General features: G+C 66.1%; 24 protein-coding genes. 13 read left to right on the top strand and 11 right to left on the bottom strand.

The window, feature by feature from the left end; all coding sequences use genetic code 11:
• Positions 1-248: 248 nt before the first annotated feature.
• The 3 genes from K3172_RS05465 to tsaD are packed head-to-tail and all read right to left on the bottom strand — an operon-like array spanning position 249 to position 3765.
• Positions 249-1724 carry a lipopolysaccharide biosynthesis protein gene (locus tag K3172_RS05465; RefSeq protein WP_221589041.1) on the bottom strand — a complete coding sequence of 492 codons (1476 nt, stop codon included), beginning with the start codon at positions 1722-1724 and terminating at the stop codon, positions 249-251.
• 23 nt (positions 1725-1747) lie between these two features.
• Entirely contained in the window at positions 1748-2740 is a 993-nt protein-coding gene (locus K3172_RS05470) for an NAD(P)H-dependent glycerol-3-phosphate dehydrogenase (RefSeq protein WP_221587704.1), read from the bottom strand.
• Entirely contained in the window at positions 2737-3765 is a 1029-nt protein-coding gene (tsaD, locus tag K3172_RS05475; protein ID WP_221587705.1) for a tRNA (adenosine(37)-N6)-threonylcarbamoyltransferase complex transferase subunit TsaD, read from the bottom strand. Before tsaD ends, K3172_RS05470 begins: the two co-directional genes overlap by 4 nt.
• Positions 3766-3809: 44 nt before the next feature.
• Here tsaD and hemC point away from each other — a divergent pair, with 44 nt between their 5' ends.
• From hemC to K3172_RS05490, 3 genes are read left to right on the top strand one after another with little or no spacing between them, the layout of a single operon-like run.
• Positions 3810-4739, top strand: a complete 930-nt coding sequence (gene hemC / locus K3172_RS05480) for a hydroxymethylbilane synthase (RefSeq protein WP_221587707.1) — start codon at positions 3810-3812, stop codon at positions 4737-4739.
• On the top strand, positions 4736-5428 hold the full coding sequence (locus K3172_RS05485; RefSeq protein WP_345725598.1) for a uroporphyrinogen-III synthase: 693 nt from the start codon (positions 4736-4738) through the stop codon (positions 5426-5428). Before hemC ends, K3172_RS05485 begins: the two co-directional genes overlap by 4 nt.
• Positions 5429-5471: 43 nt before the next feature.
• Positions 5472-6356 carry an MICOS complex subunit MIC60 gene (locus tag K3172_RS05490; RefSeq protein WP_221587709.1) on the top strand — a complete coding sequence of 295 codons (885 nt, stop codon included), beginning with the start codon at positions 5472-5474 and terminating at the stop codon, positions 6354-6356.
• A 3-nt stretch (positions 6357-6359) separates the two neighbouring features.
• On the opposite strand, the gene K3172_RS05495 is transcribed toward K3172_RS05490, so the two are convergent.
• Positions 6360-7583 (bottom strand): FAD-dependent monooxygenase, encoded by a 1224-nt coding sequence (locus K3172_RS05495; RefSeq protein WP_221587711.1) that lies wholly within the window; start codon positions 7581-7583, stop codon positions 6360-6362.
• Between the two features lie 98 nt (positions 7584-7681).
• On the opposite strand from K3172_RS05495, the gene K3172_RS05500 reads away from it, so the two are divergent.
• Entirely contained in the window at positions 7682-9730 is a 2049-nt protein-coding gene (locus tag K3172_RS05500; RefSeq protein WP_221587713.1) for a protein-disulfide reductase DsbD family protein, read from the top strand.
• Here K3172_RS05500 and K3172_RS05505 read toward each other — a convergent pair.
• The 4 genes from K3172_RS05505 to uvrB form a co-directional block, all read right to left on the bottom strand.
• Positions 9687-10277: a hypothetical protein gene (locus K3172_RS05505; protein ID WP_221587714.1), complete on the bottom strand. Its 591-nt coding sequence runs from the start codon at positions 10275-10277 to the stop codon at positions 9687-9689. The genes K3172_RS05500 and K3172_RS05505 overlap by 44 nt on opposite strands.
• 55 nt (positions 10278-10332) lie before the next feature.
• Positions 10333-11841, bottom strand: a complete 1509-nt coding sequence (locus K3172_RS05510) for a S10 family peptidase (RefSeq protein ID WP_221587716.1) — start codon at positions 11839-11841, stop codon at positions 10333-10335.
• A 94-nt stretch (positions 11842-11935) separates the two neighbouring features.
• On the bottom strand, positions 11936-12481 hold the full coding sequence (locus K3172_RS05515; protein WP_221587718.1) for a hypothetical protein: 546 nt from the start codon (positions 12479-12481) through the stop codon (positions 11936-11938).
• 81 nt (positions 12482-12562) lie between these two features.
• The gene (uvrB, locus tag K3172_RS05520) at positions 12563-14758 is read right to left on the bottom strand and encodes an excinuclease ABC subunit UvrB (RefSeq protein WP_221587721.1); all 2196 of its coding nucleotides are present in this window, start codon (positions 14756-14758) and stop codon (positions 12563-12565) included.
• Positions 14759-14856: 98 nt separating this feature from the next.
• On the opposite strand from uvrB, the gene K3172_RS05525 reads away from it, so the two are divergent.
• The 7 genes from K3172_RS05525 to K3172_RS05555 all read left to right on the top strand — a co-directional run bounded on the left by K3172_RS05525 (position 14857) and on the right by K3172_RS05555 (position 21036).
• Entirely contained in the window at positions 14857-15405 is a 549-nt protein-coding gene (locus K3172_RS05525) for a DUF3617 domain-containing protein (protein ID WP_221587723.1), read from the top strand.
• A 70-nt stretch (positions 15406-15475) separates the two neighbouring features.
• Positions 15476-16243, top strand: coding sequence for an esterase/lipase family protein (locus K3172_RS05530; RefSeq protein WP_221587725.1), 768 nt, complete (start codon positions 15476-15478; stop codon positions 16241-16243).
• A gap of 59 nt (positions 16244-16302) precedes the next feature.
• Positions 16303-17730 carry a circularly permuted type 2 ATP-grasp protein gene (locus tag K3172_RS05535; protein ID WP_221587726.1) on the top strand — a complete coding sequence of 476 codons (1428 nt, stop codon included), beginning with the start codon at positions 16303-16305 and terminating at the stop codon, positions 17728-17730.
• Between the two features lie 16 nt (positions 17731-17746).
• On the top strand, positions 17747-18691 hold the full coding sequence (locus tag K3172_RS05540) for an alpha-E domain-containing protein (protein WP_221587728.1): 945 nt from the start codon (positions 17747-17749) through the stop codon (positions 18689-18691).
• Positions 18691-19509, top strand: coding sequence for a transglutaminase family protein (locus tag K3172_RS05545; RefSeq protein WP_221587730.1), 819 nt, complete (start codon positions 18691-18693; stop codon positions 19507-19509). Before K3172_RS05540 ends, K3172_RS05545 begins: the two co-directional genes overlap by 1 nt.
• A 19-nt stretch (positions 19510-19528) precedes the next feature.
• Positions 19529-20281 (top strand): proteasome-type protease, encoded by a 753-nt coding sequence (locus tag K3172_RS05550; RefSeq protein WP_221587732.1) that lies wholly within the window; start codon positions 19529-19531, stop codon positions 20279-20281.
• A gap of 125 nt (positions 20282-20406) precedes the next feature.
• Positions 20407-21036 carry a response regulator transcription factor gene (locus tag K3172_RS05555; protein ID WP_221587734.1) on the top strand — a complete coding sequence of 210 codons (630 nt, stop codon included), beginning with the start codon at positions 20407-20409 and terminating at the stop codon, positions 21034-21036.
• Positions 21037-21067: 31 nt separating this feature from the next.
• On the opposite strand, the gene K3172_RS05560 is transcribed toward K3172_RS05555, so the two are convergent.
• Positions 21068-21736: an extensin-like domain-containing protein gene (locus tag K3172_RS05560; protein WP_221587736.1), complete on the bottom strand. Its 669-nt coding sequence runs from the start codon at positions 21734-21736 to the stop codon at positions 21068-21070.
• A 53-nt stretch (positions 21737-21789) separates the two neighbouring features.
• On the bottom strand, positions 21790-22161 hold the full coding sequence (locus K3172_RS05565; protein WP_221587738.1) for a VOC family protein: 372 nt from the start codon (positions 22159-22161) through the stop codon (positions 21790-21792).
• Positions 22162-22203: 42 nt separating this feature from the next.
• Here K3172_RS05565 and K3172_RS05570 point away from each other — a divergent pair, with 42 nt between their 5' ends.
• Complete coding sequence (locus K3172_RS05570) at positions 22204-22917, top strand: sulfotransferase family 2 domain-containing protein (RefSeq protein WP_221587740.1); 714 nt, start codon at positions 22204-22206, stop codon at positions 22915-22917.
• Here K3172_RS05570 and putP read toward each other — a convergent pair.
• Entirely contained in the window at positions 22905-24383 is a 1479-nt protein-coding gene (gene putP, locus K3172_RS05575) for a sodium/proline symporter PutP (protein ID WP_221587742.1), read from the bottom strand. The two genes, K3172_RS05570 and putP, sit on opposite strands and share 13 nt — an antisense overlap.
• A 127-nt stretch (positions 24384-24510) precedes the next feature.
• Here putP and budC point away from each other — a divergent pair, with 127 nt between their 5' ends.
• Positions 24511-25287 (top strand): meso-2,3-butanediol dehydrogenase, encoded by a 777-nt coding sequence (budC, locus tag K3172_RS05580; RefSeq protein ID WP_221587744.1) that lies wholly within the window; start codon positions 24511-24513, stop codon positions 25285-25287.
• Positions 25288-25292 lie beyond the last annotated feature (5 nt).

A 25292-nucleotide genomic window follows, 5' to 3' on the forward strand; every position in this document is an offset into this window, starting at 1 on the left:
GGGCGGGGGCGGAGGAGGAGGCGGAGGTGGCGGAGCGGTCTCACTACCGGGCGTTGCCTTGGATCCGGTCAGGACGATTTCTTCGCCCCCTTGTTGCGAGGCGCAGCCGGCAATCAATGCAGCGGCGGCGCAGGCGGTGGCGAGCTTGGCGATACGCATATGCAGTCCTCCCCGATGTTTCGGTGTTACAGAGTTACATCGTTCTCGGGTGAATGCCGACTGAACGTGCCGGGCGTGCGATGAAACGCTCAGCCTTCGACCTCGGCTTCGGTCTCACGGTGACGCTTGAACAGCACCCGGTCTTCGGGCCCGAAGCCGCGGTGCCAGATGACGAGACCGTAAACCAGCAGGATTGCCGGAACCCCGAACGCAAGCTCCGCCCACTCCGGCAGGCGGGTCGCGAGCCAGCCCACGAGCACCGCCGGGGCTGCCGCATAGACCAGCGCCCAGCGGAAATTGTTGATCGTATGGCCGAGGATCTTCGAGAGCAGCACCGCCTTCACGAGGCTCGCCGTGCCCAGCGCCAGTGCGAGCGCGATGGCGGCGGCAGCGGCCTTGTACGGCTCGCCATAGCCGCCTGCGACCATCGCCTCGATCAGGACTACCGTCAGCACGCCCTGAAGGACGATGGTGCTGATGGATATCCACAGGTTCTTCACCCGCGCGACATAGATCAGCACGGCTTCGGACACGACTGCGGTGGCCGCGACGACCTCGGCCGCCAGCAGGAAGGCGAGGGCGCCGGTCCCGCCGACGAACTCCGGCCCGACCAGCCCCATCACCGCCTCGCCCGGCACGCCCAAGGCCAGCGCGATGCCTGCTTGCATCGCGATGATCCAGAAACCGACCTGGCAGACCTGCTTGGCGATCGCCTCGTAGTTTTTCGTCTTGAGGTTCTTGGTGATGACCGGACCGAGGATCGGTTCGAAACTGGTCTTGAGTTTCTGCGGCAGACTCGCGACCTGCTGGGCGATGTAATAGACGCCCACCGCGCTCGGCGCGGCGAACAGGCCGAGGATGAAGATGTCGAGCCGCCGCGTGCCCCATTCGATCGCATCGGCGGTTGCCAGCGGCAACGCGCGGGCCGTCATCCTTGCGATGTAGGCGGGCTCGATCCGCCAGCCGCGTGGCGGGCCGTAGCTGCGGAAGAAGGACCACAGGCCGGTGAACAGACCCGCGTAGATCGAGGCGAGATAAGCCAGCGCGAGGCCGGATTCCTGCGTCGCCGGAATGAACCAGAATACCCCGGCCATGATCGAAATGGTCCACGGCTCCACGACGGCGCGGGCGCGCACGGTCGTGGCGATGTCGTATCTGTAGGCTTGCGCGGCGAGCACGATCTCGGTCAGCGCGTAGCCTGGGATGGCGAGGACCACGAGGCGGTCCAGCTCGGTATATTGCCCGCTCGGGAAGAGCGGCGCCGGCACGAACCAGAAGAACACCGCCGCGAGACTGGCGAAGACCAGCGCCAGCAACATGCCGTCGTAGACAAGATTCGCAGGGTGTGCGTCCTCTCCGTCGGTCAGCCGCTGGGCAAGGCCGCGCTTCTCGCCCATCGCACAAACCAGTGCGACGAGCTCTACGACGACGAGGGCCGAGGCAAAGATGCCCAGCTCTTCCGGCCCGTAGAGGCGACCGGCGATGAACAGGAAGGGCAGGCGCGCGAGGAGCCGCAGCACGAAACCGAAGAAGTTCTGCCTGCCGCCCTTGGCGAGGGCGGTCATGTCGTCGTCGGATTGCTCGGCTGTCACCCGGCGCGTCCCTGTTCTGCGGTGAGCGGGCGGGCGAGGATGCCCGAGACGGTCAGGCGCGGATCGTCACCCCTGATGAGGCCGTATACGGCGGTGACGATCGGCATGGCGACACCATGGCGTGCGGCCAGTTCGACGAGCACAGGCGCAGTGTGCGCCCCTTCCGCGACAGTGCGGCGATCGGCCATGAGCGTTTCCGCGTCCTGACCTTCGCCCAGCGCCTTGCCGAGCGAGAAATTGCGGCTCGAGGTGGAGGAGCAGGTCAGCACAAGGTCGCCTAGGCCGCACAAGCCCGCCAGCGTCTCGGCACGCGCGCCCAGCGCCTCTCCGAAGCGCAGCATCTCCGCATAACCCCGCGCGATCAGCGCCGCGCGGGCGTTCTGGCCGAGGCCGAGCCCGTCGACGACGCCGCAGGCGATCGCGAGCACGTTCTTCACCGCTCCGCCGATTTCCGCGCCGGCGACATCGTCGGAGTAATAGGGCCGGAAGGCAGGGCGGGCGACGACCGGTGACAGGCGCACCCACTGCTCCTCGCCGCCGCCGCACGCGAGCGTCACGGCAGTGGGCAAGCCGGCGGCGACTTCATGCGCGAAGGTGGGGCCGGACAGCACGGCGATGGCGCTCTCAGGCGCGGCATCGCGGGCGACGTCGTTCATCAGCCTGCCGCTGCTCGCCTCGATCCCCTTGGAACACAACACGAGATCGCGCGGGTGCGACGGCATCGCTTCAAGGACACTGCCCATGTGCTGGGCGGGCGTGACCACGAGCAAGACGTCCAACTCCGCCATTTCGGCCAGATCGCCGGTTGCGCGGATCGTATCGGCCAGCCTGGCGGAAGGCAGGAAGGGCGTGTTGGTATGGTGGGCGTTGATTTCCTCGACCAGCTCGGTCTCGCGCGCCCAGATCAGCACCTCGCGGCCATCGCTGGCGAGCATCTGCGCGAGCGCCGTACCCCAGGCCCCTGCTCCCAGAACACCGACGCGGGTCATCCTTTCACCCCTGCACCGCGCACCGGTTCCGCCTCGGGATCGAGCGGCCAGCGCGGGCGGGCCGAGATATCGAGCGCGTCGCTCTGGCCGAGCCGTTCGACACCCGCCCAGGCGATCATGGCGGCGTTGTCGGTGCAGAGCTTGGATGGAGGCGCGGCGAAGCGCATGGCGTGATCGGCCGCAAGCTCTTCGAGTGCTGCGCGCACCGTGGCATTGGCGGCAACGCCGCCTGCGACGACCAGCGTCTGCACGTCGGGCATTTGCGCCAGCGCAATGTGCAATCGGTCGGTTACGCAATCGACGGCGGCCTGCTGGAAACTCGCGGCGATATCCGCGACCGCATATTCGCCGCTCTCGTGCGCACGCAGCACGGCGCTCTTGAGCCCGGCGAAGGAAAAATGCGGTTCGCCGCTGCCGACCATCGGGCGCGGGAGCGGCACGGCCTTCGGGTCGCCCTCCCGTGCCTTGCGCTCGACCGCAGGCCCGCCGGGGAAGCCCAGGCCGAGGATCTTGGCGGTCTTGTCGAAGGCCTCGCCCAGCGCATCGTCGATCGTGGTGGCGAGGCGCTTGTAGCGCCCGACGCCATCGACGCGCAGGATCTGGCAATGTCCGCCCGAGACCAGCAGCAGGGCATAGGGAAAGGTGATGCTTGCATCGGCAAGGCGCGGGCTCAGCGCATGCCCTTCGAGGTGGTTGATCGCGATCAGCGGCGTGTCGCTCGCCATCGCCAGCGCCTTGGCACTGACGAGCCCGACCATCACGCCGCCGATGAGGCCCGGACCCGCCGTCGCCGCGATGGCATCGCAATCGTCCAGCGTCACGCCTGCGTCCTCGAGTACGCCCGCGATCATCGGCGCGAGCCGTTCGGCGTGCGCGCGGGCCGCAATTTCCGGGACGACCCCGCCATAGGGCGCGTGCTCCGCATCCTGCGATGCGATCCGCTGCGCCACGATCCGCCGCTGGCCATCGACAAGCGCGGCCGCGGTTTCGTCGCAGGAACTTTCTATGCCGAGCACGAGTACCATCGCGCTTCCCCTTAGCGTGCCTGCCCGCTAGGGCAAGGAAACCTATGCCGGCTACGCCCAACATCCGCCTCGGAACGCGCCAGTCGCCGCTTGCTATGGCGCAGGCGCATGAAACCCGCGCCCGCCTTTGCGCGGCACATGGCTGGGACGAATCGGCGGTGGAGCTGGTCCCCGTCGTGGCGAGCGGCGACAAGGTGCTCGACCGCCCGCTGGCCGAGATCGGCGGCAAGGCCTTATGGACGCGCGAGCTGGATCACTGGCTGGTCGAAGGGCGGATCGACATCGCGGTGCATTCGATGAAGGATGTCGAAACGCTGCGGCCCGAACAGATCGCCATCTGCGCGATCCTGCCGCGCGCCGACAAGGCGGACCGGTTGCTGGGGGCCGCTTCAGTTGCCGCTATCCCTGAGGGGGCGAAGGTCGGCACCAGCGCCCCGCGCCGGGCGGCGCAATTGCTGCATCGCCGTCCGGACCTCGTTGTCGTCGGCATCCGCGGCAATGTCGCGACCCGCATGGCCAAGCTCGAGGCGGGCGAGGCCGATGCCACATTCCTCGCCTCGGCCGGCCTCGACCGGCTGGGCGAAGCCGGGGTAGGCGTACGGCTCGATCCGGAGGACTGGCTCCCTGCGCCCGCGCAGGCTGCGATCGGTATCGAATGCCGGAGCGACGATGAACGAACCCGCGCACTGCTTGCCGCTATCGACCACGCGCCGAGCAATGCCGAAGTGATGGCCGAACGCCGCCTGCTCGAAGGCCTGGGCGGCGGGTGCAGCAGCCCGATCGCCGCGCTCACGACCACCAGCGGTGACGCACTTCACTTGCAGGTGGCGATCTACAGCAGCGATGGCGCGACCCGTATCGCCGACGAGGCGCGCTTTGCGGCAGGCGACTGCGACGCGCCGCTCGCGCTTGCGCGGCGCCTGCTCGAAGCCGCTTCGCCCGAAGTGCGGGCTCTGTTCGAAGGCGAGGCGTGAAGCCGCTCTTCCTGCTGCGGCCCGAACCGGGCTGGTCGATTTCCGCCGAGACGGGCCGTGCGATGGGGCTGGATGTCTTCGGCGGCCCCTTGTTCGAGGTCGAGCCTGCGCAATGGGAAGCGCCGGACCCCGACGGCTTCGAAGGCCTGCTGGTCGGCAGTGCCAATGTCTTTCGTCATGGCGGGGACGGGCTCGAGGCCTTCTCCCGGCTTCCCGTCCATGTGGTCGGCCAGGCCACTGCCGATGCCGCGCGAAATGCAGGTTTCGTTGTCGGCCAGGTCGGGCGCGGCGGTCTCCAGTCGGTGCTCGATGCGCTCGACGGCCGTGAACTGCACCTCCTGCGTCTCGCCGGGGAAGACCACGTCATACTCGCGGCTCCGGAAGGGATCCGCATCGAGACGCGGGTCGTCTATCGCACGGTGCCCATCGAGCTCGCCGATGCAGAGCGCCTGCGCGCTGGAGGCGTCGTGGCGCTCCATTCGGGGGCGGCGGCCACCCGCTTCGCCGAGGAATGCGACCGGCTCGGACTCGAACGCGCGCTGATCGACCTTGCCGTCATCGGCCCCCGCGTCGCCGAGATGGCTGGGACCGGCTGGCGCTCCATCCACATTGCAGAGGCTGCGGAGGACACGCAGCTACTGGCCTTGGCCAAGGCTTTGTGCCAAGATTCGCCCCAGAGGGATGGGTAGCGCCACGTGCAAAGCGGGCGCTTGGGTCGCAGAACGGAAGTAGATGAACGAATTCACCAGCAGCAGGCGCAAGGGCCCGTCGGTCCGGCCGATGCTCGCAACAGTCCTCGCTTCGTTCGTGCTCGGCGGGGCGTTGGTCGGATATGGCGTCTACCGCATGACCGACCGGGGCGGAGAGGCAACAGATCAGGCCCAGCCGCAGACGGCGCTTGCTGCCGATCCCACGAATACGCCGACGCCGACGCCTTCCGCGACTGCCAGCCAGGCGGCGGAGCGCGCCGTCGCGCGGGTCGAGGAGCAGCAGGGCGGGATCGACCAGCGCCTTGCCGCAGCCGAACAGCGTATCGCCCGGCTCGATCTGCAATCGCAGGCGGCAGCGGGCAATGCCGCGCGCGCGGAAGGATTGCTGATCGCCTTTGCGACACGGCGGGCGCTGGAGAAGGGCGCCGAACTCGGATTCCTCGCCGACCAGCTTCGCCTGCGCTTCGGCGATGCCATGCCAAATGCCGTCGACACCCTGATCAGGGCGAGCCGCAATCCCGTGACGCTGGATGCCCTGATCGCACGCCTCGAGGGGCTTTCGCCGCGCCTCGCCGAGCCGGTGAGGGAAAGCGGCTTCGAGCGCTTCAAGAGCGAGCTTTCGCAGCTCTTCGTGGTGCGCAGCGAAAGTGCGCCGTCGCCGCAGCCCCAGCGTCGACTGGAGCGTGCGCGCCTGTTCCTCGAGAGCGGCCGCACCGAAGCCGCCATTGCCGAGGTCAAGAACCTGCCCGGCGCGCAGAACGCGCAAGGGTGGATTCGCGATGCGGAACGCTATGCGGCGATGCAGCAGGCTCTCGATCTGATCGAAACCGCCGCGGTGCTCGAACCGCGCCGCTTACGCGACGGGGCGGGCAACCGCATCGAACAGCCCAGCCTGGCCGAGGAGTAGGCTTCAGGCCCGGAGCATGTCGGGCAGCTTGCCCGATACCCCGCGTGCCTCGTCCATGAAGAACCGCTTGAGCCAGCCCGATCGCTGGACCCCCGCCATGCCGAGCCTCCGGGCCGCGCTGGCGGCCTTACCCGGCACGCCGAAGAGGCGGGTGAGGCTGTCGGTCGCGCCCATGACCATGAGCGCATCGAGTGCGCGCCATTCCTCATACTTCTTCAGCACCTGCGCATCGCCGAGATCGAGGCCGAGCCGCAGCGCCTCGTCGAGTACCTCCACCAGCGCGCCAACGTCTCGCAGGCCGAGGTTGAGGCCCTGTCCGGCAATCGGGTGCATGCCGTGCGCGCTGTCGCCGACGAGCGCGAGCCGGTTATCGACGATACGCGCCGTGTGCTGGAAGCTGAGCGGGTAGGACGAGCGTGCGCTGTTGAGCTTCAGCTCGCCCAGCAGGTCACCCATGCGCTTGTGGACCTCGGCGAGGAAGGCGCGGTCGGACAGCTTGAGAACGCCTGCGGCATCCTTCTCGTCCACCGTCCAGACCAGCGCGCTGCGGTGCTGGCCATCGGGGCCGTCGAGCATCGGCAGGAGAGCGAAGGGGCCATCGGGATAGAAGATTTCCCAGGCGATATTCTCGTGCGACTTCGAGTGGTCGAGTCCGGCGATCATGGCGCGGTGGCTGTAATCCCAGCTCGCCATCTTGAGGCCCGCTTCTTCGCGCGAGGGCGAGCCGCGGCCTTCCGCGCCCACCATCAGCGCGGCTTTGAGCAATGTTCCATCGCCGAGGGTTGCCGAAACGCCGAATTCGCCGCGCTGGCGATCGACGACCTCGACCGGTGCGTGCCAGGAAATCAGCGGTTCCTTCGCGGCCGCCTCGTGCAGCGCAAGGCGCAGCTGGCGGTTGGCGAACATGCGCCCCAGAGTGCCCTCGTGCGGTTCGGGACGGAAATCGAGTCGGCCCGGCTTCATCTGGTCGAGCACGGCGATGGCGGCTATGTCGCAGCCATGCGGCTCCAGCGCGCTCTCCAGGCCGATGTTGCGGAACAGCCGCCAGCTCGCGGTCGAAATGGCGGAGGCGCGCCCGTCGAAACCCTCGGCGGTGAGCGATGCAGGGTCGGCGCGATCGACGAGGTGGCTCGACAGACCCTTCTTCGCCGCAGCCAGCGCCAGCGTCATGCCCACCAGGCCGCCGCCCAGTATCAGCAGGTCCTTGGTGTCGTCAGCCTGGGTCATGGTCACGCGCCTCGTTGCGAATAGTCTCCGGTGGCACTAGAGGCGCGCAGGTGGACGAGGCAAGGACATTGAACGGTTTGCGGGCGGTTTGGGCGGCCATGCTGCTGCTCGCGAGCTTGCTCGGCACGGTGGCCCTAGCGCAGTCGCAGCCCGGCGGGCCGAACGATATTGCCGTCGAGATCTACGCCGACCGCGAGCGCGTGGCGGACGACGGTTCCGTCGAAATGACCGTTGCCCTGCGCTTCGTCCCGCGTGCGCCGGAATGGCATGGCTACTGGTCTAACCCCGGCGATGCCGGTCTGGGCATGGAAGTCGATTGGTCGTGGCCTGCCGAATGGTTCGGCGAGGCGGCCTATCCCTTGCCGAAGCGGCTCGTGATCGGCGACCTGATGAACCACATCTACGAGGGCGAATACGCGGTTCTCTACCCGGTGACGATCCCGGCAGGAACGAACATCGAAGATCTTGGGCCGCTCCGGGCGAGGGTACGGTATCTCGCCTGCACCGACACCATCTGCGTGCCGCAGACCGGCGAAGTGCGGCTCGATCCGTCGCGCGTCGACGCGCCGCTTGTGGACGTCTGGCGCGCCGATGCCGTGCCCCCGCTCGGGAGCGAGGCGGGCTTCGAATTCACGCGCGATCGATTGCGCATCGGCATCCCTTTGCCTGCGGCGAGCGATCTTGCGGGCGAGCCGCATGTGTTCGTCGCAACCAACGAAATCGGCGGGGGCCAGCAGCTGGTCTATACCGGTGTGCAGACCTTCATTCGCCAAGGGGACCTGCTGGTCGCAGAGATCCCTCTGCGCGACATAAACGTGCCGGCAGATGTGGAGCTCGCCGTAGAGCCGCGCCCCGAAGTTGTAGAGGGCATTCTGGACCTCGGGAACGGACGCGGGCTCAAGTTCATGGCGACGCCAGCCGATGTACCGCTCGAAGGCGTCAAGCCGATCCGCGGTTCGGTAACCCCGGCGGTGTGGCAATTGCTGCTGGCGGCGCTCGCGGGCGGCTTGCTGCTCAACATCATGCCCTGCGTCTTCCCGATCCTGAGCCTCAAGGCGCTGTCGCTGGCGAAGGCAGGCGGTGACGAGCGCACAGCGCGCAGCGATGCGCTGGCCTATACCGCGGGCGTGGTGCTGGCCTGCGCGGCGCTCGGTCTCGTCATCCTCGCCTTGCGCTCGGCGGGCGAGCAAGTGGGCTGGGCCTTCCAGCTGCAGCAACCGGTGGTCGTGGTCGCCCTGTTCCTTCTGGCACTCGCTATCACCGCCAATTTCCTCGGCTGGTTCGAAGTCCCCGGCATGGCGATTTCGGGCCAAGGGCGGTCGCGCGGCGGGTCCTTCGCGACAGGCCTGCTGGCGGCCTTTGTGGCTACGCCTTGCACCGGACCGTTCATGGCCCTCGCACTGGGAGCGGCGCTGGTGATCCCGCCGCTGCATGGTCTCGCGGTGTTCGTGGCGCTCGGCGTGGGATTGGCGCTGCCCTTCCTGCTGGTCGGTTTCGTCCCCGCCATCCGCGCGCGACTGCCGAAGCCCGGCCCCTGGATGGAGCGGTTCCGCCGGTGGATGGCACTGCCGATGGGGCTGACGGCGCTGGCGCTCGCCTGGCTGGTCTGGCGCATCGGTGGCGGCGCGTTCCTGCTGGTCGCCGGCGCAATAGGGGCGGCGCTGATCGCGGGCCTCTACCTCGCCGGTCGTTTCCAGCGACGCGGGAAGGGAGGACCGATCTTCGGCGCCTTGGCCGGTGCTATCGTTCTAGCATTCGTGTTCTTGCCGACGCCGCAATCCGAAGCGGCCGCCACCGAGAGCCTGCTCGACCCCGTGCCCTTCAGCGATACCGCGCTGGACGAGGCGCGGGCGACGGGCAGGCCCGTGTTCGTCTGGTTCACCGCCGACTGGTGCGTCACCTGCAAGATCAACGAGAGCGTGGCGATCGAGCGCGAGGCGACGAGAGCGGCCTTCGCGGATGCGGGCGTCATCGCCATGCGCGCCGACTGGACCCGGCCCGACGAAGAGATCTCGCGCATGCTGACGCAACAGGGGGCAGCGGGCATACCGCTTTACCTGTGGTATGCGCCCGGCAAGGACGCCGAGCAATTGCCACAGGTGCTTACGCCGGATCTTCTGGCCGAGAAGGCGCGGGCGTCTCGCTGACGTTTGGCTCGGGCTTCGGCTCTGGCGCCGCCATCGCGCGGCACCGTTCCACGAGTTCGCCGGGGCGCGCGCTGGGATTGAAGCGCAGCGTTCCCGCACCCGGAACCGTCGCTTCGACCTCGCGCTGGCCGGTGAGGACGTCGAGCTTCGGATCGAGCGCTTCGATCGTTCCCTCCCACCGCCATGCGCCGCCGTTTTCGGCAGCATCGATCTTCAGGCGCGAGACGTGGCCGTTGCCGATCAGCGCCAGCACCGCCTTCGCATGTGCGTCGGCCACGGCGAAACGGGTGTAGGTGACCAGCGGCAGGCCGCCCTGTTCGATGCATTCCAGCGCGAACAGCGGGCGCTCGCCGGGCTTGCCGTAGAGCAGGCGGTCGGCATTGTCGGTCGGTGCCCAGACCGCGCCTTCGACATCGGGGGAATCGATCGGGTCCGACGGAGCCTTCACCGCCGGAGCGAGCCGTGTGCGTTCGGCGTAGTCGTCCGATGCGGGGGGCTTGCACGCGGCGAGGGCAAGGGTCGAGACGAGGGCGAAGGTGCGAACCATGCCCGCGGCTATGGCACAGCGCCTCGTGCAATCAAGCGGGCGCGCGAAACTGTCCTCAACGCGCGCGGATGAAGGCGCGGATGTCCCGCGACAGCTTGGCCCGATCCTCGTCACGGACGTACATCATGTGGCCTGCGTCGTAATAATGGAACTCGACCCGGTCCTGCGGGATGCCGGTGCGATTGAGCGACAGTTCCGCCCCGAAGAAGGGCGTGGCGAAATCGTAATAGCCTTGGCCGACGAAGGTCCTGAGGCCCGAGTTCTCGCGCATCGCCTTGCCGATGAAGGGCGCGACGTTGAGATAGGCATTGCGGTTCCATCCGGTGCCGAGCGCCCAGTTCCAGTGCCGGCTCGGCTCGCTGCCGATGGACTGGTATTCGCGGGTGGTCTCGAAGCCGAGCGTTTCGCGAGCCCAGCTGTTGATGGCGGCCGTGTAGCCGGCATCGATGCCGTAGAAGCTGGGATCGTTGTCCGGCGCTTCCCCGGCATTGTCGAAATCGCGGCCGGTATAGCGGGAATCGAGCCGGCCGATGGTGAGGCCGCGGTCGCGTAAGAGTTCCTTGTAGAATCGCCGGTCGGTGACACGCAGGTCCGCCTGCTCGAGGTAGTCCTCGCCGAGGCCAGTCAGGCGCGAGAGCTCGGCGCGAACCGATGCGCGTTCGGCCTGTGGCAAATCCTGGCCCTTGAGCAGGGCGGTGGCAAAGGGGCCGATGGCGAAGCGCCGCGCCTCTTCGACGATCGCTTCGACCGACGGCGCCTCCACCTTGCCGTGATAATACGCAGCGGCAGCCATGTTGGGCAGCGTCACGACATAGGCCATTTCGTTGCCCGGCGTCGGCTCGCGCGCGGCGAAATCGAGAATGGTCGAGATCAGGATCAGCCCGTTGAGCCCGACATCGTTGAAGGTGCCGCCTTCAAGCTCGTCGACCACCATCGCGGTGCGCGTGGTGCCGTAGCTTTCCCCGCCGAGATACTTGGGACTGTTCCAGCGGCCATTGTCGTTGATCCAGCGGCGGATCACTTCCGCGACGGCGTGCGCATCTTCGCGCAGGCCGTAATACTTCTTCGGATCGGTGCCCTCGGTCAGATAGCTGAAGCCCGTGCCCGGAGGGTCGATGAAGACGAGGTCGGCCACGTCGAGCAGGCTGTCGGGATTGTCGAGCAACGGGTAGGGCGGGGCGCCGTCGTCGCGTGCATCGGACGGGATGGCGACGCGCTTGGGCCCGAAGGCGCCCATCTGCAGCCAGACCGAGCCCGAACCCGGCCCGCCGTTGTAGATGAAAAACACCGGGCGCGAAGGGTCGCGAGGGGTCTTCACATAGCTGGTGGTGACGATGACCGCCTCGGGCTTGCCGTCATCCGACGTCAGCACCGTCTCGCCGATGGTTGCGCGGTAGGCGATGCGCTGGCCGCCGAACGTACCCGTCAAATCGCGGGTGCGCACCTGCGGGTCGATGTCGGCCGGCTTTGCCGCAGTCTCGGCCTTGTCTGCCTGCGCCAGCAGCGGTGCGGTGCCCAACGGGCACGCCACCAGCGCCGCCGCAAATGCCAATCCAATCCGCATGGGTATCCTCTTCCCTTGTCCTACGGATGGGATCGCTATGCATTCGCGGCGACACGGTCAATCGTCTGCGGTCCTGCCGTGCAGGTCCGGATCGTCAGCCCGGGAGGCAGGTCTCCAGCACCGTCGCGAGCGGCTGGGCCTTGGGGACGGTCAGGCTTTTTTCGCCGAGCGACAGCGTGATCGGCTGCGCGGTGCCGGCAAGCAGTGCATACGCCTCGCTGCGCTGGGAGATCTCGCCTTCCCAGAAGGCGTCGGGCCCCAGCGCACTGGCGACGCCCTTCAGTTCGACCGAGGCGGTATTCCCGCCGCTGCTGATCGACAGGGCCCCCGTGGCGTCGACCGGAGCGGCCTCGATCCACTGGAAGACCAGCGTTTCCTCGCCGGTCATGCTGCCGTTGCACGACAGGCTAACGACGCCTTCGCTTTCCTCCGTGCCGAACAGCGCGGTGCGGGTGGAAGGCTTGTAAAACCACCGGCGGCCTTCTTCGTCATAGTCGACCGCTTCGCCCGAGCGGGTGCCGATGACCGGCCCGTTCTCGGCAATGGCGGCCGCTTCCTCGCTGACTTCGCCGTCATCCGGCGCAGCGCCATTGCAGGCGGCGAGGGCCAGCACCGCTGCGGAAACCAAAAGAGCACGCATGAAAACCTCCGAATAGCTTGTCGCCACAACAGGGCAAAAGCCATTCGGGTTCCAAAAACGTTGGTTAATCAGTTGTTTACCCTAAGGCTTGCCGCCCATTCGCTTGTAGCGGGTCTTGCCGTATCGCGTCTTGCGCGTGCCCGGCCTCCCTGCATCGCTGCGTCCGACGCGCGGAGCCTTCTTCTCCTCGTCGCCAAGGCCGAGTTCGTCGTTCTCGAGACGGCGGATCTCGTCGCGCAGGCGGCCCGCTTCCTCGAATTCGAGGTCGGCGGCGGCAGCGCGCATGCGCTTTTCGAGGTCTTCGATATAGGCGCGCAGGTTGTGCCCGACGAGGTTGTTGCGCTCGTCATCGCCCGTATCGACGGTGACGCCGTCCTGCGACGCGGTATGCGCAACGATATCGGCGATCTGCCGCTTGATCGTCTGCGGCGTGATGCCGTGCTCCTCGTTATAGGCGCGCTGCTTTTCGCGGCGGCGGTCGGTTTCCGCGATCGCGCGTTCCATGCTGCCGGTGATGCGGTCGGCATAAAGGATCACGCGGCCATCGACATTGCGCGCGGCGCGACCGATGGTCTGGATGAGCGAGGTTTCCGAACGCAGGAAGCCCTCCTTGTCAGCATCGAGGATGCAGACGAGCCCGCATTCGGGAATGTCGAGCCCTTCGCGCAGCAGGTTGATGCCGACCAGCACGTCGTAGACGCCGAGGCGCAGGTCACGGATCAGCTCGATACGCTCCAGCGTTTCCACGTCGGAGTGCATGTAGCGTACCTTGACGCCCGCCTCGTGCATGAATTCGGTGAGGTCTTCCGCCATGCGCTTCGTCAGCGTGGTGACGAGCGTGCGATAGCCCATCTTGGCGGTCTTCTTGCATTCCTCGATGCAGTCCTGGACCTGGTCCTCGACCGGCTTGATCTCGACCGGCGGGTCGATGAGGCCGGTTGGGCGGATGACCTGTTCGGCGAAGACGCCGCCGCTTTGTTCCATCTCCCACGGGCCGGGCGTCGCTGAAACGCAGAAGGTTTGCGGGCGCATCGCGTCCCATTCGTTGAAGCGCAAGGGACGGTTGTCGATGCAGCTGGGCAGGCGGAAGCCATATTCGGCCAGCGTGATCTTGCGTCGGTGGTCGCCCTTCGCCATCGCGCCGATCTGCGGCACGGTCTGGTGGCTTTCGTCGACGAAGAGCAGCGCGTTTTCGGGCAGGTATTCGAACAGCGTCGGCGGCGGTTCGCCCGGCAGGCGACCGGTGAGGAAGCGGCTGTAGTTCTCGATCCCGGCGCAGGAACCGGTGGCGGCGATCATCTCGAGGTCGAAATTGGTCCGCTGCTCCAGCCGCTGGGCTTCGAGCAGGCGGCCTTCCTCGTTCAGTTCCTTGAGCCGTTCGGCGAGCTCGAACTTGATCGCTTCGCTGGCCTGCTTCATCGTCGGGCCGGGCGTCACGTAGTGCGAATTCGCGTAGACGCGCACCTTTTCGAGGGTCGCCCCCTTCTTCCCCGTGAGCGGGTCGAATTCGCTGATTTCCTCGATATCGTCGCCGAAGAAGCTGATCCGCCAGGCCATGTCCTCGTAGTGCGAGGGAAAGATTTCCAGATTGTCGCCGCGCACGCGGAAATTGCCGCGCGCGAAACCGGCGTCGTTGCGCTTGTATTGCAAGGCGACGAGCTTGCGGATCAGCTCGCGTTGGTCGACCGTCTCCCCGGTCTTGATGTCGAAGATCATCGCCGAATAGGTTTCGACCGAGCCGATACCGTAGAGGCAGGATACCGAGGCGACGATGATCACGTCGTCCCGCTCCAGCAACGCGCGCGTGGCCGAGTGGCGCATCCGGTCGATCGCCTCGTTCACCGAGCTTTCCTTCTCGATGTAGGTGTCCGAGCGCGGCACGTAGGCTTCGGGCTGGTAATAGTCGTAATAGCTGACGAAATATTCGACCGCGTTCTCCGGGAAGAAGCTCTTGAATTCGCCATAGAGCTGGGCGGCGAGGATCTTGTTCGGCGCGAGGATCAGGGCAGGGCGCTGCAGTTCCTCGATCACCTTGGCCATGGTGAAGGTCTTGCCCGAACCGGTCACGCCGAGCAGCACCTGCGTCTGGTCGCCCTCCCTCGCCGCACTCGTCAGTTCGGCAATGGCCGTGGGCTGGTCGCCCGAGGGCGTGTAGTCGCTGACTAGCTTGAACTTGCGCCCGCCCATCGACTTTTCGGGACGCGCGGGTTTGTGGGGGACGAACTCGCCGGTGGTATCGGGTTCTTCGAGGCCGCGCCTGATAACGAGTTCTGCCATGCGCGCACATATGGGGAACAGGTGACGCGGGTGCAACGGTGCTTGCCCGCGCCGCTTTCGCTGCTAGCCTTGCCCGGTCAAGATTGGGAGACCACCAGATGCGCCGTATCGTGATTGCCGCTGCCGCCAGCTTCACCCTTGCCGCCTGCGGAGGCGGGACCAGCGCCGATACGGACGGGGATGGCGAGATCACGATGGAGGAAGCCGCCTCCAAGGCCGGTGACATGGTCAAGCCGCAGCCCGGCAAGTATCGCGCCACGGTCGAATTCGTCGATATCGACATGCCGGGCGCGCCGCAGCAGGTGCAGGACATGATGCGCGGCATGTTCGATCAGGGCCCGCAGACCCACGAATACTGCCTCACCAAGGAAGAAGCCGAAAAGGGCTTCGAGGAAATGGCGAAGCGCGCGCAGGAAGACAATGGCGAGTGCAGCTTCGAGAAATTCGATGTCGAGGGCGGCAGCATCGATGCGGTGATGAATTGCAAGGCTGGCAAGGAAGGCACCGCGCGCATGACCATGACCGGCACTGGCAGCGAGACCTCTTCGCAGATGACCATGGTGATGAATGCGGAGACGCCTGACGGCCAGTCCATGGCGATGACCATGAAGAGCTCGCAGGAGCGGATCGGCGATTGCGACGGCTGATTGCCTGACGCTCATGTGACCGGATGATATTCGGGACCCGTTCATCGGGCTGACGCATTATGACGCGGTGATGGCAACGTTACCGTTCAGAGACAGCGCGATTCAGGGCCGCGAGGAGCTGGCGCGGCGCTGGGCGCTTGCCAAGGAGCCTTGTCCCGACGATGCGCGGGGGCCCCGCTGGCAGTTGTTGCTGCGGGAATTCCTGTGGCCCTTCGAGCCGGTTCGCCGGCGGTTCGGGCCAGCACTGGCCATCGAAACGGCTGCGCATCCCAAGCGCGTGATGCTGTTGCCGGGCTTCGGCGCGCATCCCATACGCATGCGCTGGATGGCGCGGAAACTGGAAGAGGCCGGGCATACGGCGAAGCGCTGGGGCCTCGGCTACAATCTCGGCGCGACGGCCGACCGCTTCGAGCGGGTGGAAAGGCGCCTCGTCGCGCTGCACCGACGCCATGCGGAGCCGATCGTGCTGGTCGGCTGGAGCCTGGGTGGGGTCATGGCGCGCGAGCTGGCCAAGCGTCATCCGGACAAAGTGTCCAAGGTCGTCACCATGGGCTCTCCCTTCTCGGGCAGCCCGCGCGCGAACAATGGCTGGCGGGCTTACCAAGCCATTGCCGGCCACCGTGTCGACGAGCCGGAAATCGATACCGTGCTTTCGGAAAAGCCCCCGATGGAAACGGTCGCGATCTGGAGCGCGCGCGACGGCGTGGTCCATCCGCGTTCGGCCTGCGGCAAGCCCGGCGAGCGCGACCGTGCGATTGCCGTGCGCTGCTCACACATGGGCCTCGTCATGACGAATGAGGCGGTTTCCGCGGTTCTCGCGGAACTTGATCGCGGCTGAGGGCTTGTGTTCCTGTAGGATGACGGCATGTTCTGTGCCGCGATGATTCCCGGAGGACAATGACCGGCAGCGCCGAATTTTTCGACGAGATGCATGACGCCGACGGCGGCGTGCGCGATGCCTACTCCGACTACTGCACCTGGTTCGACGAGCAGAAGACCGGCCTGCTCAAGCGCAAGCACGCCGAAGCGGAAACGAATTTCCGCAAGACCGGCATCACCTTCAACGTCTATGGCGAGGACGAGGCTGAGGAGCGGCTGATCCCGTTCGACATGGTTCCGCGCGTCATCACCGCGGCGGAATGGCGCAAGCTGACGCGCGGCATCGAGCAGCGCGTCTCGGCACTCAACGCCTTCATGCACGACCTCTACCACCGCCAGGAGATCATCCGCGCGGGCCGCATTCCCGAACGCCTGTTCCGCGACAATGCCGCGTGGCTGCCGAACATGGTCGGGTTCACTCCGCCGGGCGGCGTCTACACGCATATCGTCGGGATCGACCTCGTGCGGACCGGGCCGGACGAATTCTACGTGCTCGAGGATAATGCCCGCACGCCCTCGGGCGTCAGCTACATGCTCGAGAACCGCGAAACCATGATGGCGATGTTCCCGGAGCTCTTCATGCGGGTGCCGGTGGAGCAGGTGTCGGACTATCCGCGCCGCCTCGCCAAGAGCCTCGCCGCCTGCGCGCCCGCCTGCACCAAGGGCAAGCCGACGGTCGCGGTGCTGACGCCGGGGATCTACAATTCCGCCTATTTCGAACACGCGTTCCTTGCCGACCAGATGGGCGCCGAATTGGTCGAGGGCAGCGACCTGCGGATTGTCGACGGTCGCGTGCAGATGCGTACCACCAGCGGCTTCCAGCCGGTCGACGTGATCTATCGCCGGGTGGACGACGATTTCCTCGATCCGCTGACCTTCAATGAAGACAGCGTGCTCGGCGTGCCGGGCATCATGGACGTCTACCGTTCGGGCGGGGTGACGATCGCCAATGCGCCGGGCACGGGCGTGGCCGACGACAAGGCGATCTATTCCTTCATGCCCGAGATCGTCGAGTTCTATACCGGCGAGAAGCCGCTGCTACCCAATGTCGAGACGCATCGCTGCGCCGAGGAAGAGACGCTGAAATACGTCCTCGACAATCTCGAGGATCTGGTGGTTAAGGAAGTCCACGGATCGGGCGGCTATGGCATGCTGATCGGCCCGGCGGCCTCCAAGAAGGAGCTCGAGGAGTTCCGCAAGAAGATCGTCGCGAAGCCCGAGAACTACATCGCGCAGCCGACGCTGTCGCTTTCGACCTGCCCGATCTTCACCAAGAAGGGCCTCGCTCCACGCCATGTCGACCTGCGCCCCTTCGTACTGGTTTCGCCCGACAAGATCGACATCACCCCCGGCGGACTGACGCGCGTAGCGCTCAAGGAAGGCTCCCTCGTCGTAAATTCCAGCCAGGGAGGCGGCACCAAGGATACCTGGGTGCTGAAGGACTGATGCCCGGAACTCCATCATGTTAGGCCGGACCGCCAACGGATTGTTCTGGATGTTCCGCTACCTCGAGCGGGCTGAGAACACCGCGCGCCTGCTCGACGCCGGCCTGCGCATGGCGCTGACCCGCGATCTGGTGACGGCTGAAGAAGAATGGCGCTCGGTCATTTCGACCGCCGGGCAACGCACGGGGTACGAGGCCAAGCACGGCACCTACACCGGCATGCAGGCGTGGAACTACATGCTGCGCGACAAGGACAATCCGGCCTCGATCCTCGCCATGTTCGGCCAGGTGCGGCAGAATGCGCGCCTGTGCCGGAACGCCATCAGCGGAGAGCTGTGGGAGGCGATCAACGAGAACTGGCTGGTCATCAAGGACCAGCTGGCAAAGCCGGTCGGCGAGAACCGCGTGCTGGCCACTGTCGCCTCGATCCGTCGGGCAGGCACGCTCGCACACGGGGCGATGGAGGGCTCGATGCTCCGCGACGAGGGCTATCACTTCGCGCAGGCCGGCACCTTCATCGAGCGCGGCGACAGCATCGCCCGCATTCTCGACATCAAATATTACCTGCTGCTGCCCTCGCTCTCCTATGTCGGATCGAGCCTCGATACCGGGCAGTGGGACCAGGTGCTCCGCTCGGTGTCGGGCGACCGGGCCTACCGCTGGCTCAACGCCGGCCAGATCGACGCGCGCGGCATCTGCGATTTCCTGATCCTCGACGATTGCTTCCCGCGCAGTCTCGCCTTCTGCCATTCGGAGCTGCGCGCCAATCTGGCCGCGCTCGCGCGACTCCACGGTAAGGAGGGCTTGAGCAACGAGCTGATGCGCGAAGCCGACACCCGCCTTTCCGACCTCACCATCGACCGCGTGTTCGACCAGGGCCTGCACGAATTCCTGCTCGAATTCATGTCCGGCAACGCCGCAATCGGCAATGCGATCGCCCAAGACTACCGGTTCCTCGCCTGATGCGCCTCTCGATTCGCCATACGACCCGTTATCGCTTCGACACCCCTGTGGTGCATGCGCTCCAGCGCCTGCGCCTCACGCCGAAGGAGACGCAGGGTCAGGAAATCCTGGAATGGGAGATGGAGTACGAGAACGCCCATCCCGAGCTGACCTACGAGGATCAGCACCACAACACGACCACGCTGGTGGCGGTGGAGAGCGGGGCGCAGGACGTGCGCGTCACCTGCCGCGGGACGGTGGACACGCACGATCATGCCGGCGTCATCGGTCGCCATGCCGGGCACCTGCCCTTGTGGAGTTTCCAGGGGCAGACCGCGCTGACCCGGCCGGGGCCGGGCATGCGCAAGATGCTGAAGGAGATCAGGCCCGAGGGCGACGAGATGCTCGAGATGCTCCATCGCCTTTCGGCCGCGATCCTTGAGCGCGTGGAGTACAAGACCGGCACGACGCATTCGCGCACCAGCGCGGAGGAGGCTTTCGCATCCGGTCATGGCGTGTGCCAGGACCATTCCCACATCTTCATTGGCAGCGCCCGCGCGCTGGGCATTCCGGCGCGTTACGTCAGCGGCTACCTGATGATGAACGACCGGATCGAGCAGGAGGCCGGGCACGCCTGGGCCGAAGCACATGTCGAGGGACTGGGCTGGGTCGGTTTCGACATTTCCAACGGGATCAGTCCCGACGAGCGCTATGTCCGCGTGGCCACGGGCCGCGACTATCGCGATGCGGCGCCCGTTACCGGGATCAGTTTTGGCACAACTTCGACCGTGCTCGAGGTGGACGTGGCGGTCGAACAGCAGCAGGTGCAGCAGCAGTAGCTGCCGGGGATTCGGATCAATGACCTATTGCGTGGGAATGGTGCTCGACAAGGGCCTCGTCCTGATGAGCGACACGCGCACGAACTCGGGCGTCGACAACATCTCGGTCTTCCGCAAGATGTTCACCTGGCAGGTGCCGGGCGAGCGGATCATAACGATCATGACGGCGGGCAACCTGGCCTCGACGCAAGCGGTGGTCAGCCAGCTGGAAGAACGCAGCAAGGAGCCGGGCGAGCGCTACAACGTGCTCCTGGAAGCGCCGACCATGTTCAACGTGGCGACCGAGATCGGCGCGCTGCTGCGGAACACTATCGGCGAGCGGCAGGCGGCCAACGGTGCGCGCGGGCAGGGCAAGTTCACCGCCTCGATCATCGTCGCGGGCCAGATCAGGGGCATGGAGCCGCGCCTGTTCATGGTCTACCCCGAAGGCAATTTCATCGAGGCGAGCCACGACACGCCCTTCTTCCAGATCGGCGAAACCAAGTACGGCCGACCGATCATCATTCGCGGCTACGATCGTGCCATGAGCCTCGAAGACGGGGTCAAGCTGCTGATGGTCAGTTTCGATTCGACGCTGAAGGCCAACCTTTCGGTGGGCCTGCCGCTCGACCTGCAAGTCATCGCCCGTGATGACTTCGAACCGCTACACCAGCACCGCGTCAACCATGACGATCCGTACTTCCAGGCAATCTCGTCGAGCTGGGGCAATGCATTGAAGAATGCGTTTCATTCCCTTCCTGACTACAGTTTCTATAGGCCGGACGACAATTAGGTCAGAAGTGGATGTATTCAGGCCCTCGGTTCTAACCTATCTGGCCAACTTGTCTTAGTGATTAGGGTCCGATTAGGTGGTAACCCGTATTACGAATTACCCCGAATTGCGCCATGTTTCTTCGCATGGAAACGCGCCACACCCTTCACATCGTCGGTGGTTCTAGCCGCTCCCGGGCCGAACAGGCCCATCTCGGCTTCGGTCTGGGCCATCATTGCGAAATCTACGGCTCGATCGCCGAATTGACCGAGCACCCGCCGGAACAGGGCATCGTCCTGGCGTTCGACGATCCGGCCGATGGCGGCGTGGCGCGGGTCTTGCGGGCGCTGGCGGTGATCGGACGCTGGCTGCCGGTCGTCGGCACGTCCTTCGATCCGCGTCCGACCTGCGTGGTCGAGGCGATCAAGGCGGGTGCGCTCGATTACATCCGCCTGCCGCTCGAGGAGGAACGGCTGGTGTCAGCCATCACGCGGATCGCGGGGGAAGCCGATGCCTATGCCGAGGCCCGGCGCAAGATGGTCGAGGCGCGCAATCGGATCGCCGCCCTTTCCCCGCGCGAGCGCGAGGTGCTCGACTGGCTGGCGGAAGGGTGCAGCAACAAGATGATCGCGCGCGAACTCGCCATCAGCCCGCGCACCGTCGAGATCCATCGCGCCAACATGATGTCGAAGCTCGGCGCCGAGCATCCCAGCCAGGCAGTAAGGCTGCGCCTCGAAGCGCACCTGGAAGGCGGCGCGCGGATCGTCGCAGGGTAACGAAGCGGGCCGGAAGAGCCCTTCGGATCGCTCAGCGGCAGTAGGAGCCGCCACCCTGTTCCAGATGCAAGTGATCGCGGTGCGCGGCGTTGTAGTCCGGTCCCAGCACCGTGCCGAAGCGCTTGCAGGCGCTGGCATGGACCGCCCGGAGGAACTCGCGCTCGTCCGGCGATGCGCTCCAGCCCTCCTTGACCGAAACGCGCCGGCCGTCCGCCAGCACGAAGGCCGACACGTCGATGGCTTCCGCGCGGGCATGGGCCGACAGGCGGCCGGTGCCAGCGACATTGCGGCAGGAATAGCTGCCGTAGGTCTCGATTCGGGCAAGCGGACTGCCGAGGATCTGACGGGCGGCCCGGTCGACGCCGTAACGCGCCCAGCCGGCCAGCGTATTCGCTGCAGGGCAGGCGAGCGGGCCCAGATTGGTGATGGTGAAGCTCTTCTCGTCCCCGCCGATGCCGTCGAGTTGTACGCTGTTGAGCGCCGAGCAGCCTGCTCCGAAGTAGCGATCGGGCAGCGGAGCGAAGCGCGAACCGGTCTTTCCGAGTTCCGCATGGCATTGCCGCGCCTCGGGCCGGGCTTGCGAAAGTCCGGGCGCTGCCGCCTCGCTGCGGACGCGTTTCGGAGCGCTGCTGTCGGGTACAGCGCCGCATCCTGCCACCAACAGGAGGATTGGAACAAGGATGGCAGGACGCGAACGCATGCCCTGACCGTCGCAGAATATGGTTAACAGCAGCCTAACCGGCGCGGCTGACGCTAATCGGGCGCGGCGAGTTGTTGCCAGAGTTCGATCTTCACCCCGTCGGGATCGAGCAGCCAGGCGAATTTCCCGTAGCCTTCGTCCACGCTGTCCAGCACCTCGACGCCCTTCGCCTGCAATTGCGCCACGAATTCGTCGAGGTCGTCGACCCGCAGGTTGATCATGAATCCGCCGGTCCCGGGCTTGATATAGGCGTCATCCTTGAAGTGGCTGATGAGCGAATAGGGCGCGTCCCCGTTTTCTTCGGACCACTTCAGCAGCGGGCCGTATTCGCCACCGATGCCGAGGACATCGCGATACCATGCGCGCGTCGCTTCGGGATCCCGCACGACATAGAATACGCCGCCCAATCCGGTGATCTTCGCCATTGCTCACTCCCGCTCGGCCTTGCACGATGCTAGGCCCGCCGGATGGTCGACGACAAGCCCCTAACGCCCGACGCGCGCGAAACCGGCGCCTGGAGGCTGGGTCGCAGGCTGGCCGGGGCGGTCGTGCCAGAACGCCTGCTCGAGCGCAGCCGCGCCGCGCGAAAAGCCGACCTCTTTCGAGAGGCGGGCGTCGCCTTCATCCATGTTCCGCGGGCGGGCGGCACCAGCATCGCGAATGCTCTCTATGGCGGCCATATCGGCCATTTTCCGCTGCGGGACCTGCTGGTGGCGGTGCCACAGGATGTCCTTGAGCTTCCCCGCTTCACCATCGTGCGCAATCCGTGGGAGCGGGCGGTCTCGGCCTGGCGCTTCGCCCGGGCCGGTAAGGGGAGCGGCGGACAGGAGGCATCGATCGCCAACCCCGCCCGCTATCGCGGCCCCGAACTCGCCGAATTCGACAGCTTCGTGCGGCGCTTCCTCATGCCTGCCGATGTCGACCGGCTCGACCCGGTCTTCCGCACGCAGGCGTGGTACGTGGAAGCAGGTGGTGCGCACGGTCTCGACCATGTCGGACGGCTCGACGACCTGCCTGCGACGGTCGATTGGCTAACCCGTACGCTCGGCCGTGACATCGCAATCGGCCACCACAACCGCAGCGAAGGTGACGACTGGCGCACGCAGTACACGCCGCGCCTCGTCGACCTCGTCGGGCGAATCTACGCCCGCGACGTGGAGCAGTTCGGCTACGCGTTCTGAGGGGTGGGGGCCTGCGCCGTCGCCTTGCTGACCAGCACGATGGCGAGCCATGCCGCGATGAAGCCCGGTACGATCTCGTAAAGGCCCGCATCCATTCCCGGCAGCGCCGCATTCCAGCCCAGCGCGATCCACGCCATCACTACGCCTGCACCCGTCACGAGACCCGCCACAGCACCCGCACCGGTCATGCGGTCCCAGGTCAGCGAGAGGATGATCAGCGGCCCGAACGCCGCGCCGAACCCGGCCCAGGCATTGGAGACGAGGCCGAGGACTTCGCTGTCGGGGTCGGAAGCGATCGCAATGGCCGCAAGGGCGACCAGCGCCACGCAGATGCGCCCGACGTTGACGCTCTCGCGCTCGCTGGCCTGCTTGCGGAAGAACAGCTTGTAGAAGTCCTCGGTCAGCGAGGAGGAGGCGACCAGCAGCTGCGAGCTGATTGTCGACATGATCGCCGCGAGCAGCGCGGCGAGCAGGAAGCCGGTGACGAGCGGATGGAACAGAAGGTTGGCGAGCACGATGAAGATCGTTTCCGGGTCTTCGATCGCGAGGCCGTTACGCTCCACATAGGCGCGACCCGCCAGCCCGATCCCGATCGAGCCGAGCAGCGCTACGCCCATCCAGGTCATGCCGATGTTCCGCGCCGTCTTTACCTCTTCGACACTGCGCACCGCCATGAAGCGCACGATGATGTGCGGCTGGCCGAAATAGCCGAGACCCCAGGTCACCGCGCTTATGAAACCGAGCAGGGTCAAGCCCTGAGTGAGGCTGAGGAAGCCCTCTACCGGCACGTCTTTCAGCGATCCGCCCGCTTCGCCGCCCGCGCCGAACATGACGACCAGCGGCATGACGACAAGTGCCGTTACCATGATGAGGCCCTGGACGAAGTCGGTCAGGCTCACTGCGAGGAAGCCGCCGACCATAGTGTAGGCCAGCACCACCAGAGCGGTGATCCAGATGCCGAGCATGTAGTCGCTCATACCGACATCGCCGAAGAGGGCGGCGAAGCTCGTCTCGAACAGCTTGCCGCCGCCGACGAGGCCCGCCGCGGTGTAGACCGAAAAGAAAACCACCACGATCAGCGCGCTCGTCACCCGCAGCGCCACGGCCTTGTCGGGGAAACGATTGGCGAGGAATTCGGGGATGGTCAGCGCATTGCCGTAGCTTTCGGTCTGCGAACGAAGGCGCGGGGCCACGACGATCCAATTGACCAGTGCGCCGACGAACAGGCCGATGCCGATCCAGGCCTCGACCAGCCCGCTCGCATAAAGCGCGCCGGGCAGGCCAAGCAGCAGCCAGCCGCTCATGTCCGATGCCCCGGCGGATAGCGCGGCGACAGCCGGATGCAAGTTACGCCCGGCGAGCAGGTAGCCCTCGCTCGTGTCGGTCGAACGCTTCCAGGCCCACAGGCCTATGGCGATCATCAGAACGAAGTAGAGGGCGAGTGAAATCATTGTTCCGGTTTGCATGTGGGCGCTGCTAACAAATGCAACCGGCCTTGGCCACCGGGCTCCCGATCCGGTCGTCATCCCGGACTTGGCGATCCGCGATTGTGCCCCTAGCACCGTCAGCACCAAAGTCAGAGGAGCCAAGCCCATGAGCCAGCCAGCACGTTTCACCGGCAAGACCGTCATCGTCACCGGATCGTCCATGGGCATAGGCGAAGCCATTGCGCGCCGCTTTCATGCGGAAGGCGCCAATGTCGTGCTCAATTCACGCAAGGCGGAGGATTGCGAGAAGGTCGCTGCGTCTTTGGGTGGGGAGCGCGTGCTTGTCGTTGCGGGCGACGTTTCGTCCTCGGCCTTTGCGAAGGAGATGGTCGAGAAAACGGTCGCGGCTTTCGGCGGCATCGACGTGCTCGTGAACAATGCCGGTGTCGGCCGCAGCGGCCGCCTGAGCGATGCCTCGGACGAGTTCATCGACACGATCATCGACATCAACTTGAAGGGCATCCTCTATCTGACGCGCGAGGCCTTCCCCCACCTGCTCGCGGCGAGGGGCAACATCATCAACATTTCCAGCGTGTCTGGCCTCGGCGGCGACTGGGGCCTTGGCGTCTACAATGCATCGAAGGGCGGGGTGTGCAACCTCACCCGTGCGATGGCGCTCGAATTCGGCAGCCAGGGCGTGCGCGCCAATGCCGTGTGCCCCTCGATGACCCGGTCGGACATGACAACCGGCGTCACCGAGAACGAGGGCGCGATGAAGATGTTGCGCAACCGCATGCCGCTCGGCCGCGCAGCCGAGCCCGACGAGATCGCCGGGCCCGTGCTGTTTCTCGCCAGCGAGGATGCCGTCTTCGTCAACGGTGTGAACCTGCCGGTCGACGGCGGGATCACGGCGTCGAACGGCCAGCCGAATTTCTTCGGCTGACCTGG

Source organism: Qipengyuania proteolytica (genome assembly GCF_019711565.1).
Lineage (GTDB): Bacteria > Pseudomonadota > Alphaproteobacteria > Sphingomonadales > Sphingomonadaceae > Qipengyuania > Qipengyuania proteolytica.

What these genes read in the sequence shown, in the direction of transcription:
- K3172_RS05465 (WP_221589041.1), bottom strand. Translation starts at nt 1,724, where the DNA reads ATGACCGCCCTCGCCAAGGGCGGCAGGCAGAACTTCTTCGGTTTCGTG.
- K3172_RS05470 (WP_221587704.1), bottom strand. Translation starts at nt 2,740, where the DNA reads ATGACCCGCGTCGGTGTTCTGGGAGCAGGGGCCTGGGGTACGGCGCTC.
- tsaD (WP_221587705.1), bottom strand. Translation starts at nt 3,765, where the DNA reads ATGGTACTCGTGCTCGGCATAGAAAGTTCCTGCGACGAAACCGCGGCC.
- hemC (WP_221587707.1), top strand. Translation starts at nt 3,810, where the DNA reads ATGCCGGCTACGCCCAACATCCGCCTCGGAACGCGCCAGTCGCCGCTT.
- K3172_RS05490 (WP_221587709.1), top strand. Translation starts at nt 5,472, where the DNA reads ATGAACGAATTCACCAGCAGCAGGCGCAAGGGCCCGTCGGTCCGGCCG.
- K3172_RS05495 (WP_221587711.1), bottom strand. Translation starts at nt 7,583, where the DNA reads ATGACCCAGGCTGACGACACCAAGGACCTGCTGATACTGGGCGGCGGC.
- K3172_RS05500 (WP_221587713.1), top strand. Translation starts at nt 7,682, where the DNA reads ATGCTGCTGCTCGCGAGCTTGCTCGGCACGGTGGCCCTAGCGCAGTCG.
- K3172_RS05505 (WP_221587714.1), bottom strand. Translation starts at nt 10,277, where the DNA reads ATGGTTCGCACCTTCGCCCTCGTCTCGACCCTTGCCCTCGCCGCGTGC.
- K3172_RS05510 (WP_221587716.1), bottom strand. Translation starts at nt 11,841, where the DNA reads ATGCGGATTGGATTGGCATTTGCGGCGGCGCTGGTGGCGTGCCCGTTG.
- K3172_RS05515 (WP_221587718.1), bottom strand. Translation starts at nt 12,481, where the DNA reads ATGCGTGCTCTTTTGGTTTCCGCAGCGGTGCTGGCCCTCGCCGCCTGC.
- uvrB (WP_221587721.1), bottom strand. Translation starts at nt 14,758, where the DNA reads ATGGCAGAACTCGTTATCAGGCGCGGCCTCGAAGAACCCGATACCACC.
- K3172_RS05525 (WP_221587723.1), top strand. Translation starts at nt 14,857, where the DNA reads ATGCGCCGTATCGTGATTGCCGCTGCCGCCAGCTTCACCCTTGCCGCC.
- K3172_RS05530 (WP_221587725.1), top strand. Translation starts at nt 15,476, where the DNA reads ATGGCAACGTTACCGTTCAGAGACAGCGCGATTCAGGGCCGCGAGGAG.
- K3172_RS05535 (WP_221587726.1), top strand. Translation starts at nt 16,303, where the DNA reads ATGACCGGCAGCGCCGAATTTTTCGACGAGATGCATGACGCCGACGGC.
- K3172_RS05540 (WP_221587728.1), top strand. Translation starts at nt 17,747, where the DNA reads ATGTTAGGCCGGACCGCCAACGGATTGTTCTGGATGTTCCGCTACCTC.
- K3172_RS05545 (WP_221587730.1), top strand. Translation starts at nt 18,691, where the DNA reads ATGCGCCTCTCGATTCGCCATACGACCCGTTATCGCTTCGACACCCCT.
- K3172_RS05550 (WP_221587732.1), top strand. Translation starts at nt 19,529, where the DNA reads ATGACCTATTGCGTGGGAATGGTGCTCGACAAGGGCCTCGTCCTGATG.
- K3172_RS05555 (WP_221587734.1), top strand. Translation starts at nt 20,407, where the DNA reads ATGGAAACGCGCCACACCCTTCACATCGTCGGTGGTTCTAGCCGCTCC.
- K3172_RS05560 (WP_221587736.1), bottom strand. Translation starts at nt 21,736, where the DNA reads ATGCGTTCGCGTCCTGCCATCCTTGTTCCAATCCTCCTGTTGGTGGCA.
- K3172_RS05565 (WP_221587738.1), bottom strand. Translation starts at nt 22,161, where the DNA reads ATGGCGAAGATCACCGGATTGGGCGGCGTATTCTATGTCGTGCGGGAT.
- K3172_RS05570 (WP_221587740.1), top strand. Translation starts at nt 22,204, where the DNA reads ATGGTCGACGACAAGCCCCTAACGCCCGACGCGCGCGAAACCGGCGCC.
- putP (WP_221587742.1), bottom strand. Translation starts at nt 24,383, where the DNA reads ATGCAAACCGGAACAATGATTTCACTCGCCCTCTACTTCGTTCTGATG.
- budC (WP_221587744.1), top strand. Translation starts at nt 24,511, where the DNA reads ATGAGCCAGCCAGCACGTTTCACCGGCAAGACCGTCATCGTCACCGGA.